The 11,409-nt window shown below is 54.5% G+C and carries 12 protein-coding genes and 2 pseudogenes; all 14 read left to right on the top strand.

What is annotated here, in order from left to right; all coding sequences use genetic code 11:
* Window positions 1-221: pseudogene (locus J8G26_RS17405) on the top strand (IS21 family transposase); the annotation flags it as partial.
* Window positions 211-555 carry a hypothetical protein gene (locus tag J8G26_RS17400; RefSeq protein WP_007179249.1) on the top strand — a complete coding sequence of 115 codons (345 nt, stop codon included), beginning with the start codon at window positions 211-213 and terminating at the stop codon, window positions 553-555. The pseudogene J8G26_RS17405 and the gene J8G26_RS17400, both read left to right, overlap by 11 nt.
* A 274-nt stretch (window positions 556-829) precedes the next feature.
* Window positions 830-955 (top strand): annotated as a pseudogene (locus J8G26_RS19605) (IS4 family transposase); the annotation flags it as partial.
* Between the two features lie 233 nt (window positions 956-1,188).
* Window positions 1,189-1,530: a non-heme iron oxygenase ferredoxin subunit gene (locus J8G26_RS17390; protein WP_086926838.1), complete on the top strand. Its 342-nt coding sequence runs from the start codon at window positions 1,189-1,191 to the stop codon at window positions 1,528-1,530.
* Between the two features lie 23 nt (window positions 1,531-1,553).
* Window positions 1,554-2,582 carry a 2Fe-2S iron-sulfur cluster-binding protein gene (locus J8G26_RS17385; RefSeq protein WP_236748517.1) on the top strand — a complete coding sequence of 343 codons (1,029 nt, stop codon included), beginning with the start codon at window positions 1,554-1,556 and terminating at the stop codon, window positions 2,580-2,582.
* Between the two features lie 98 nt (window positions 2,583-2,680).
* A complete protein-coding gene (gene hcaB, locus J8G26_RS17380) occupies window positions 2,681-3,514 on the top strand; it encodes a 3-(cis-5,6-dihydroxycyclohexa-1,3-dien-1-yl)propanoate dehydrogenase (protein WP_210570481.1) in 834 nt (277 codons plus the stop codon).
* A gap of 56 nt (window positions 3,515-3,570) precedes the next feature.
* On the top strand, window positions 3,571-4,929 hold the full coding sequence (locus J8G26_RS17375) for an SRPBCC family protein (protein WP_210570479.1): 1,359 nt from the start codon (window positions 3,571-3,573) through the stop codon (window positions 4,927-4,929).
* Window positions 4,930-4,958: 29 nt separating this feature from the next.
* A complete protein-coding gene (locus J8G26_RS17370) occupies window positions 4,959-5,477 on the top strand; it encodes an aromatic-ring-hydroxylating dioxygenase subunit beta (RefSeq protein ID WP_210570477.1) in 519 nt (172 codons plus the stop codon).
* A gap of 158 nt (window positions 5,478-5,635) precedes the next feature.
* The gene (locus J8G26_RS17365) at window positions 5,636-6,226 is read left to right on the top strand and encodes a 2-hydroxychromene-2-carboxylate isomerase (protein ID WP_007179242.1); all 591 of its coding nucleotides are present in this window, start codon (window positions 5,636-5,638) and stop codon (window positions 6,224-6,226) included.
* Window positions 6,227-6,414: 188 nt separating this feature from the next.
* Window positions 6,415-7,110 carry a TetR/AcrR family transcriptional regulator gene (locus J8G26_RS17360; protein ID WP_210570474.1) on the top strand — a complete coding sequence of 232 codons (696 nt, stop codon included), beginning with the start codon at window positions 6,415-6,417 and terminating at the stop codon, window positions 7,108-7,110.
* Between the two features lie 78 nt (window positions 7,111-7,188).
* The gene (gstA, locus tag J8G26_RS17355) at window positions 7,189-7,803 is read left to right on the top strand and encodes a glutathione transferase GstA (protein WP_210570472.1); all 615 of its coding nucleotides are present in this window, start codon (window positions 7,189-7,191) and stop codon (window positions 7,801-7,803) included.
* Between the two features lie 35 nt (window positions 7,804-7,838).
* A complete protein-coding gene (locus J8G26_RS17350; RefSeq protein WP_210570470.1) occupies window positions 7,839-8,843 on the top strand; it encodes a dihydrodipicolinate synthase family protein in 1,005 nt (334 codons plus the stop codon).
* Window positions 8,844-8,888: 45 nt separating this feature from the next.
* Window positions 8,889-9,932, top strand: coding sequence for a cupin domain-containing protein (locus tag J8G26_RS17345; protein ID WP_210570469.1), 1,044 nt, complete (start codon window positions 8,889-8,891; stop codon window positions 9,930-9,932).
* A gap of 4 nt (window positions 9,933-9,936) precedes the next feature.
* Window positions 9,937-11,397 carry an aldehyde dehydrogenase family protein gene (locus J8G26_RS17340; protein WP_210570468.1) on the top strand — a complete coding sequence of 487 codons (1,461 nt, stop codon included), beginning with the start codon at window positions 9,937-9,939 and terminating at the stop codon, window positions 11,395-11,397.
* The last annotated feature ends 12 nt before the right edge of the window (window positions 11,398-11,409 follow it).

Raw genomic sequence — 11,409 nt, 5'->3', positions numbered from 1 at the left:
ACCGTGGGTTAAGAGCTACACGAAACAGGGGCAAGGTCAGTGCCGAGCATGTTCTCAACGTGTTGGCCCGCCTCAATGCCAAGCCTGTGCCAGATTCTGTTGAAACCACCCTGGCGCTTAAGGCACCACCGCTGGCCAATACCCAACGCTACGACAGTCTCAGAGAACTGGGCGCTGATGTACAGGTCGTACAGACCCAGGAGATCAGCCATGCGTTGTGATGTCAGCACTGAACTCAAAGAGCTGCGCCTGCACGGCATGGCGCATGCGTGGGATGAATTGACAACACACGAGGGCAAACCAAATGATGTGGGCATAGGGGGTTTTGCCCACCGCAACGACCACACGCTTTTCTACCGGATAAGGATTCGCAGGCAAGGCCAGCAGGCATGGCTTCTCTTGTTCAAAGGCCTGTCCCACCGTCAGGGTTTTGTCTTCCGGGCAAGGTCGCTCATCGGCGGGGCCAGCGAGAAGCGCAAGAAGATGTGCCGTGACCAGGACAAGACGGCCACGAACGCCATCAGGGGGCGTTTGGCTTTACCGATTTGCAGGTGACCAAAGTGGCCCAAGTCAATTTGGCCTTGTTCACCGGTGAGGGTGACCAGTCGCAGATACGCCTCAGGGATGGGGCGGGGTCGATGGTGGGCGATGAGGTGGCGAAAGTGGTCAGGTCCGCCTTGGTAGCCGCGCACTTTGACCATGGCGTACAAGCGGCTGGCCCTGAGGTCAGGGAACTTCTTCAAGGTCTCCAGAATGAACGGCAGGTACCTGTCTATAACGTTTGACTCCTGTCGCGGTTGGCAAATTCTGCGAATAAATCTGCGTTTCCCTAGCACCCACGGGCGATGGCGAGCCGGGCGTGAAAACCATCTGGCTGGGCATGCAGCGCATCCTGGACTTCGCCGCTGGCCTCAGGTTCTCACGTGAGCTTCAGGCGGCACGGCGTTGTGTATAACGAAATGAGTTGAGCCTCCTCAAAACCCGGGGCCGTTCAAAATGACTATCTAGTGCATCTTTAGCCTTATTGGGGTATTCCCTATGGAAATATTCTTGTGCTTCGGGTTAACATCTGTATAGGTTCCTAACCACTAATGATGTTAGGTGGATGAGATGAAGATATGCAACTGCGAATGCGGTGATTGCCAAGCATCAGTTCTAGAGATGCTAATTGAAAGGAAATAAGTGAACATGACTAAGAGCAACGCCACAGCAGGTGATATACAGACCCTGGTACCAATTTGCGCGGCAGATTCGTTGGCGCCCGGCCAGATGAGGGCGTGTGACGTTGCCAATCTTCCGCCGCTGGCGATATATAACCTTGATGGCGAATACCTGGCGACCAGCAATATTTGCACGCACGAGGTCGCACTGCTGACCGATGGTTACTTCGAGGGTGAGCTTGTTGAGTGTGCGATGCATGGTGGCAGCTTCAATGTGCGCACTGGCGAGGCGAAAAGCCTCCCATGCAAAGAGCGTCTGCAGGTTTTTTCTGTGGTCGTCAAAGATGGCCAGGTGTTTGTCAAAATATGATGCGCCCTCAAGCAAAGACGGCTATGAGTCCACAAAGCTTTCAAGTCAGAATTGGCGCCGGTGACACGCCCGTCTTTCAGTGTTCCACTGATGAAACGCTACTCGCTGCGGCGCTCAAGGCTGGGCTTGGATTTCCCTATGAATGTCAATCCGGATCGTGCAGCAGTTGCCGCTTTCAGTTGCTGGAGGGCGATGTCAAGGATTTGTGGTCGAATGCGCCGGGTTTGAATGCCGAAGCGCGTGAATGCGGCATGCACCTCGGCTGCCAGAGCACACCAGGTAGTGACTGTCGAATCAAGCTGCGCTTGAAGCCGGGCTATGTCCCGCAGGTGATTCCGACGCGTCAGCATGCGGCGTTGGTCGATGTCGTGCCACTGACGCAAGACATGTTCGAGTTCCAGTTTCGTACGGAGGCTCCAGCTGAGTTTTTGCCTGGCCAGTATGCGCTGCTTCGCTTGCCTGGCGTGGTCGGCACAAGGGCGTACTCGATGAGCAACCTGCCCAATGGCATTGGCGAATGGCATTTCATCGTCAAACGCAAACCGGGTGGTTGTGGAACCGCGGTGCTGTTCGATGTGCTGAAGCGAGGTGATGCTATTGAGTTGGAGGGTCCTTACGGGACGGCTTATCTGCGTACCGAAACCGGTAGAGATGTCGTCTGCATTGGTGGCGGCTCCGGACTTTCTCCGATGTTGTCAATCCTGCGCGGCGCAGTGTGCAATCCGGCAATGACCGAACGGCGCCTGCTGATGTTCTATGGTGGCCGAACGCCGCTGGATCATTGCGTTGCAGACGTGTTTGCGGGTGAGCCTGAGTTGAAGCGACGTGTCGAATTATTTAGCGCGATCTCCGATGTAAACGCTGAGAGTGCCAATTGGGATGGTGAGCGCGGATTGATCCATGAGGTGCTAGCGAAGCACATCGGCCCGAACCCAGGGCAATACGACTTTTATTTCTGCGGCCCGCCACCTATGACGGATGCGGTGCACAAGCTGTTGGTTCTAAATTACCGTGTGCCATCTGAACAACTACATTTCGATCGCTTTGTTTGAGTCGTATGTTTTCCGCCGAAATAAATCTAGTAGCTAATCCCCCGGTTTTGCCGGGGAGGCAAACCGCAATTTAATTTTTAACTAAAGGATGAACGAACATGGCATGGCTTGAAGGACAAAGCGTTTTTTTGACGGGTGGTGTTGCAGGTCTCGGTCGAGCGCTCGTAAAAAGACTTGTAGAAGAAGGTGCCAACGTCACTGTGTTGGATCGAAATGCACGGGGGCTTGATGAGCTCGTTGAAAGTTTTAAGGGACGGGTCGCGGGCTCGCCCGGCGATGTGCGCAACTTGGCCGATAACCGCAAGGCCGTCGAACTGGCTGTGGAGCGTTTCGGCAAGCTGGATACTTTCATCGGCAACGCCGGCATCTGGGATTATTGTGTCCCCCTTGTCGACCTGTCGGACGATGCCATCAGCGAAGCCTTTGATGAGGTCATTGGAATCAATCTAATGGGCTACGTGATGGGCATCAAAGCCGCAGCGCCGGCGTTGGTGCGCTCCCGAGGGTCAGTTATCTTGACCCTGTCAAGCTCCGCTTTCTATGCAGGTGGCGGCGGCGTGCTCTACACCGTAGCCAAGCACGCGGCAGTGGGACTGATTAAGCAGGCGGCGCATGAGTTGGCCCCCTATGTGCGCGTCAACGGTGTGGCACCTGGCGGGATTGCTTCTGATCTGCGTGGACCGAAGTCGCTTGGGATGGGTGAGCAGTCGATAACCTCTGTACCCTTGGCCGACCTCGTCAAAGACATTGCCCCGATCGGCAGGCTGTCTGACACAGAGGAGTACACCGGTAGCTATGTCTACCTGGCTTCTGCCCGCAACTCAGCACCAGCAACCGGCGTGATCATCAACTGCGATGGTGGCATGGGTGTGCGAAGCGTCCTTGGCCCTGCCAGCGGTGGCAAGGGCTTACTAGAAAAATTCGGCGGCTGAGGGACAACTTCTCGGCATGCCAGTGTTAGGTGGTTGACTTATTACAGGAGAAACAGATGAGTACCAATCGTACCCAGGTCGACGTGGAATCTCTCGTTGACGTTAAAAACGGCTTACAAGCCAAGAGAATTTTTTGGGATCAACAGATCTACGATCTTGAAATTGAAAAGATTTTTGGAAAGTGCTGGCAATTTCTCACGCATGACAGCTTGATTCCGAATCCTGGCGATTTCACCACTGGCTACATGGCCGAAGATGAAGTGATTGTCACGCGGCAAGACGATGGATCCGTAAAAGCATTTCTGAATGTTTGCACTCACCGTGGCGCTCGGCTTGTCGCGGCGGAAGCCGGCAATGCGCGTGCGTTCAGTTGCACCTATCACGGCTGGACTTTCGGCATGGATGGTGCCTTGAAGGTGGTGCCGATGGAAAAAGAGCTCTATCGTGAGTCTTTGGATAAATCGAAATTCGGCCTTCGGGAAATCCGCGTTGAAAGCTACAGAGGTCTTTATTACGGAAACTTCGACGCTCAAGCGCCCAGCTTGAATGACTATCTTGGTGACGTGAAGTTCTACCTGGATATTTGGATGGATATCAATGGCGGCATTGAGTTGGTCGGGCCACCAAGTCGATCATTGTTGAACTGCAACTGGAAGACGCCCGCCGAAAATTTCGTCGGCGATGCCTACCACGTGGGGTGGACTCACCTCGCATCCCTGATGGCGCTTGGCGGCGAACTTGCGGCGATTGGTGGAGGTGGGGGCCTGCCCAACGAAGGTCTTGGTATGCAGGTGACATCGCGATTTGGGCATGGCTTTGGCGTCCTTTGGGATACTGCCCCAGCGACACATGCTATTAATTCCAAGGCGGGCACTCTCTACCGGGAGTGGTTTTCCAGCAGGCGTCCCAAGATGGTGGAGAAGCTTGGAGCGAAAGTCGGTCGCATTTATGGTTCGCACCTCAATGGCACGATTTTCCCGAACAATTCCTACCTTTTAGGTACCAACACGTTCAAGTTGTGGGTGCCACGTGGTCCTCATCAAATTGAGGTATTCACGTGGGCGATCGTGGAAAAAGAGATGCCAACCGAACTGAAAAATGCCGTTGTATCAAGCATGAATTCGCAGTTCGGAATTGCTGGGATGCTTGAAGCCGACGACAGTGACAACATGGAAACCATGACGCAAAACAACCGGGGGGGAATGACCCGTGAAGGGAAGTTGAACTCACAACTGGGGCTCGGTTTCGACAAGTTGGATCCCGACTTTCCTGGGGTGATCGGGCAATCTGCCATTGGTGAAACGTCTTACAGAGGGTTTTACCGGGCCTACAAGGAAATTATGGGCGCCGACAACTGGGAGGCGATCTTGAAATTAGATCCGGATGCCTGGAAGCATGAACTCATGGGTCAATAACAGGCAAATCAGCAATCTAGGAGATGAAAATGAACGAACTCATACCAGTGCGTGGATCTGAAAGCGAAGAAGTCGTCAGCACGCTCTATCGAGAAGCTCGGCTGCTCGACCATGAAGAATATCGAGAGTGGATGAAAATGGTTCATCCAGATATCCAATACCAAGCGTACTTCCAACAACTTCGGAACCGCAAGGACAAAAGATACAAGCTTCCTGACAAAGTTTATACGATTGATGAGCGCCAATTTTTTTTGGATGCGCGCATCAGGCAATTTGAAACGGGCATGCAATGGTCCGTTGACCCACCGGAGCGGTTTCGGAGGTTCTTGTCAAACATCGAGGTTTTCAAGGCCTCAAGTACTGGCAACTATCAGGTTTTCCTCAATGTCTTCGTTGTGCGTAACCGCCGTGTTCATGATGAAACCACCTATTCCTATGGTCGTGAGGAAGAATGGGTCAGAGGTGAAGCAGGATTGCAGTTACTCAAGAGAGTCGTGAGTCTCGATGAGCGGTTTCTTCATGGTAAGAATTTGAACTTCTTCTTGTGATCAATTGAAGACACTGAAAGCATGAACAGCTTTTTAACTTCGTAAGAAAAGCGGACGGTCTACCGTCAACCTCCGCTGGTTCCTGGCTGACCTTCATTTACTCAAAATGCATTATGGCAGCTTGTGGCATGGCCGTTTTACTTCCAGGAAATGCTTCTATGCTTTCCTTCTATTTTGACTTTGTGAGTCCGTTCTCCTATCTCGCCAGCATTCGGTTGCCTGAGATTGTGCAACGCTATGGCATTTCGGTTTCTTACAAGCCGATTGATATTGCATGTGCCAAGCGTGCGATTGGCAACGTGGGGCCGTCTAACCGGGATATGCCGGTCAAGCTCACCCACCTTTCCAGGGATCTGCAACGCTGGGCGCAACGATATGGCACACCGCTGAAGTTCCCTCCAAGCTTCGACTCCCGACGTTTGAATACAGGTTTCTTCTATGCTGCAGGGGAAGCTCGCGAGGCCGAGTATGTACGCCGCGCTTTTCACCTGACCTGGGGTATGGGGCAAGCGTTTAGCGGTGAACCGGTATTGCGATCGATTGCCTCAGAGATGGGTTGGAATGTCGATGACTTTATGCAGTTCACAGATTCCGTGGATGGCGCAAATGAATACAAGCAGTCGATCGACGAAGGGATTGCACGCAGCGTCTTCGGCGTCCCAATGGTGGTGATCGGAGACGAAATGTGGTGGGGAAATGACCGCCTCGATTTCGTCGACGAATACTTGCAATCGCGCGCCTCGAATTGAGATGCGTATCACACCCTCGATCCAACTGTGGCGAGAATCTGGCATTCTTTCTACAAGCGATAACGATGCACCAAAATCTATTTCAGGCGATGGCGAGATCATGCGGTGCAATGCGTCAGCGGCAAAGTCGGCTACGACGAGGATTGATTTTTTTTTGCTATCAAGTCACATATGAATCACATCCAGTCATGACATCCTCCTGTTTAACGCTTTCCATCCCGATGAAAATGCGCAAGTCTCTCACTCGCAAGGCCTTAGTGGGAGCTGCTATACGGATGATTTCTGATGGCCGCATGGATAGCGCGACGATCGACGACATCGTCGGCGAAGCGGATGTTGCCAAGGGAAGTTTTTACAAGCATTTTCCGAATCGCGATGCACTCAAGGCGCATGCTCATGATGCCGTTCGGGCCGAATTGTTTGTGATCATCAATGCGATAAGCGCCGAGGTCGAGGATCCCGCAACATATCTCACGCTGGGTTTGCTGGCTGCGTTTCGTTTTGGGCTGGAAAACAAGATCACGGCACGGGTGCTGCTGCACATGCCTGCAGATGTTGTTAATCCGGCGCGGGCAGACAACGCGCCTATCTTGGCCATGTTTCACCGAGGGATTCAACAGGGCATTTTCAAGCTATCCAGCCTGGACGCCGGTCTGGTTTTGCTGATGGGTTTGACTGATCTTGGTCTTGCTCGTTTGCTGGAAGTGCAAAACGAATTCCTACATCTGCGCGAGGTGATGCAAGGCATCTGCATGGCATTGCTGCGTGGTTTGGGGGTGAACAATCGGCGTGCCGAACGAATCGTCAAGGACGCGATGAAAAAGGTGATCGACTCGCAAGCTATCGTCGCAACCATTCAAAATCAGCACCGTAGCGCGCTCTAGAACCGATTGTCCCATGACCCAATTTTTCAAATCATCTGGTTTTAATAGCAGAGTTATAAATTCACATAGGAGACTCAAATGATTAAGAAACTCTACGGTGCCCCTGGCGCCTGCTCACTGGCCGCACACATCGCGTTGCATGAGGCTGGTTTGACTTTCAATTACGTCCCTGTCGACCTTCGAACCCGCCAGACCTCGGACGGCCGCAGCCTGGCTGACTTGAACAGCAAGGGATACGTGCCAGTGCTTGAGTTGGAGGACGGGCAGATTCTGACTGAAGTGCCGGTTGTTCTGCAGTACATTGCTGACCTCGCGCCGGAAAAAGGACTGGCACCACCAGCGGGCGCGCTGCCGCGCTCTCGACTGCAGGAGTGGCTCTCTTTCATTAACAGCGAACTTCACAAGGCATTCGGTCCGTTGTTCATGCCGGGGGCCAGCGAAGAAGCCAAGGCACAAAGTCGTACGAGAGTGCTACAGCGGCTGACTTGGGTCGATGCGCAACTTGCCGGGCGGACCTATCTTGTTGGCGAGCAGTTCACGGTTGCTGATGTCTATCTGTTCGTCGTTGCTGGCTGGACGAAGTTCACCGGCATCGATGTTCAGGAACTGACGCGGCTGGGTTCTTACCTTGGGCGCATCGCACAACGGCCAGCCGTTGAAGCAGCCATGCGTGCAGAAGGGCTGGTCAAGTAGCGCAAATTGCCTTGCACTTTGGATGCAACCCACGCATGAAGCATTTTATAACTCAACTAACTCAACTACAGAACCCGATGAAAATTACCCCCGCTGATTTCCGCGGTGTCTTCGGCATCATGCCGACGCCCGCTACCGAGGATGCCAGTAAGTGGCAAACGCAGCAATCCGTGAACCTCTCGGAAACCGAAAAGATGGTTCGGTTTTTGAACACGGCCAAGATTGACATCTTGGCGACAACCGGTACGTTCGGTGAAGGTGCCACGCTGACTTGGCCTGAAACGCAGCTCTTTGTAGACTGTGTCGTACAAACCAACAAACGTTCGCGTCCCTTGTTTGCCGGTGTGACGACCCTGAATACGCGCGACACGATTGAGCGTGCTCGTGTGTTGGTGGCCATCGGTGTCGATGGCCTGTTCGTTGGACGCCCGATGTGGTTGGCTATGGATGACAAGTCGATCGTCCGCTATTACCAGGACATTGCTGCTGCGCTACCTGGCGTACCGATGGTGGCCTACGACAACCCGGTGGCGTTCAAAGGCAAGATTTCCACCGAGGCCTACCTGGAACTGGCAAAGATCCCAGAGGTGGTTGCTGCCAAGCACACCGGTGGGCCTGCACTGGCCAAAGACATGCGTGCTGTGGGTGAGAAGATGCGCATATTGCCCTTGGCTACTGCGTGGCTGGCTGCAGCCCAAGAATTGCCAGAACTTGCCCTCGCTGCTTGGTCTGGCAGCGTGGCATGCGCACCTACTGTGAACATGGCGCTGTCGCAAGCCATACTGGCAGGTGACTGGCAGCGCGCCAAGGAGCTTTCAGAAAAGTGCAACTGGGCGGAGTCGGCCATGTTTGTGGGCGGAGATTTGGCGGCCTTTATGGACTACAGCATCCAGATCGCTCATTTGCGTTTTGCAGCAGCCGGCCTTGTAAATCCGGGTCCTCCGCGACCGCCTTACCTTGAGTTGCCGGACAACTACCGCGACGGTGCCATCGAGTGCGGTCGCCGATGGAAGCAGCTTGAGAGCGAATTCTCGGCCTGATCTCAACCCCCTATCTCTTTCAATCCAACAGAAAGGTTTATGACCATGAGTGACCATTCGAAACCAGTGACAGAAGACGTCGTTCCGTCGGAACTCCGTCAGTCCTACAAAGACAACAGTATTGTTCCCCTTTGGGAGAGTGTTCCGGCGACAAGCTTTGGAAAGCAGATTGAGGAGGCGCAGATCTGGCGCTGGTCTACCATGTTACCGATCATCCAAGAGACCGCCAAGATGCGCGCCACACACGTACTGGATCGACGCGTGTTGCTGATGACGAATCCGAAGCGACTCCATGTTTGGGATGAGGCAGGCACAGGCCCGCTCATGTTCGACTTTCAGTGTGTGATGCCTGGTGAGCGGGCTGGTGCCCATCGTCATCCGATGAACGCCTTGCGCTTTGTCGTGCAATGCACCGGGGGCGTCAAGTCCATCGTGGATGGCAAGGACTGCGTAATGGAGCCCGGTGATCTCATTCTTACACCTGGTTGGTGCTGGCATGAACATGTCAACGAAGGAAAGGATCCCATCATCTGGCTTGATGTTTTGGATGTGATGCTGCATCACTTTCTGGGCACCACGGGCTTCCAGCCTGGCCCTGCACGCGATGTGCGACCCCAGTTGGCGGACTCGGCATTCACGGCAGCAGGCATCGTGCCTAAGCTCGATGGCAGCGACCATGCAAGCCGTAGCTATTCACCCATCTTCCGCTATCCGTGGGTAGATGCGGTGCGTGCGCTCGTTGCCTCACCTGCGGCACCAGATGGTTCCCGGGAGGTGCGCTACGGCAACCCGCTAACTGGCGGTCCCTCCATGGACCTGATCGACAGCACCTTGCTCCAGTTGGAATCCGGGAAATCGACGCGCAAGTACAAGAGCTCCGCAGCGGCAATGTGCTTCGTCGTCGAAGGCCATGGGGTCAGCCAAATCGGTGAAAAAACTATCGAGTGGTCGCCTCATGATGTCTTCACGATGCCGGCCAACCTGTGGGCCAGCCATCAGGCCAAGGGCGGCACAGCACGCATTTTCCAGGTTTCAACCCGCGAGATTTACCGTCGCCTGGGCCTTTTCACAGAAGCGTTTGGGGAGTGAACCGATGCACACTGAACACGCCTACGCGTTGCCGGAGTGCCGCAATCTGTTCTACGGCGGACGCTTTCATGTGCCGCAAGGAGGCTACGGTCGAACTCTGAACCCCGCGACCCAGGAGGATCTGGGGCCCGTCTCCAACGCCAACGCAGCAGATGTGGATGCCGCTGTACAGGCGGCTCATTTGGCATTTCAGTCATGGCGCCATACGAAGCCAGCGGTTCGTGCTGCGGCGCTGCGGGAGTTCGGTAACAGGCTGCGGACCCACGCTGAGGAGCTGGGTTTTCTGGATGCCATCAACTGCGGCAACCCCGTGCGCGAGATGGCAGCGGACGTGCATTTTGCCGCAATGCAGGTCGACTACTTCGCGGGCTTGGTTCATGAAGCCAAAGGCGACACCCTTCCAATGGGGGATGGCGTGCTCAATTACTCGGTGCGCGAGCCCTACGGTGTGGTCGCGCGTATCGTGGCTTACAACCATCCGCTCATGTTTCTCGCGGCCAAGTTGGCAGCGGCCGTCGCGGCAGGTAACACCGTCATCCTGAAGGCTGCGACGCAAGCCCCCTTGTCCGCTTACCGCCTGGCTACATTGTTGCAGGATGTCTTTCCTCCCGGCGTAGTCAATGTGCTTAGTGGCGACACACCGTGCGGACAAGCGCTCGTCGACCATCCTTTGGTCAAGAAGGTGTCGTTGATTGGCTCCACCGCCACGGGCAAATCAATTTTGCGCTCAGCAGCCGAGAAGGTGATGCCCGTAAGCCTGGAGCTGGGTGGAAAAAATCCTCTGATCATCTGTCCAGAGGCGGACATGGACAAAGCCATTGAGGGTGCGGTCAAAGGGATGAACTTCACTTGGGCGGGGCAGAGTTGCGGCTCGACATCTCGCTGCTTCGTTCATCGATCAGTATACGACCGAGTCATTAAAGAGATGGTGCAGAAAATTTCACAACTTTATCGTTGTGGACTGCCAACGGATCCCGCGACCACGATGGGCTGCCTGGTGTCCAAGGCGCAGTACGAAAAGGTCATGTCCTTCATTGATTCCGCTCATAAAGAGGGCGCTCGTCTTGTGTGCGGTGGCGTTCGTCCGAGCGACAAAGCGTTGGACAACGGCTGGTTTGTAACGGCTACCGTGTTTGCTGATGTCACCCCTGCCATGCGTTTGTTCCGCGAAGAGGTGTTCGGCCCGGTCTTGGCTGTGATTCCATGGGACGAAGAGGAAGATCTGCTGCGCATGGTCAATGGGCTGGATTTCGGCTTGACCGCTTCAATATGGACAAAGGATCTGGCCCGCGCCCATCGCCTGGCATCTCGCGTTGAGTCCGGCTATGTATGGATCAATCACGTCAGTGCCCACTTTATCGGGGCAGACTTTGGTGGCTACAAGCAATCAGGTCTTGGGCGTGAGGAGGGTGTATCTGAATTGCTTGCATGGACCCAGACCAAGAATGTTCATGTGGTGTTGTGAAGCGACAACTAG

It is taken from the genome of Acidovorax sp. JG5 (assembly GCF_017939685.1).
Classification (GTDB): domain Bacteria; phylum Pseudomonadota; class Gammaproteobacteria; order Burkholderiales; family Burkholderiaceae_C; genus Acidovorax.
Note: the sequence above shows the minus strand (reverse complement) of the source record. Positions and strands in the feature narration are given on the sequence as shown.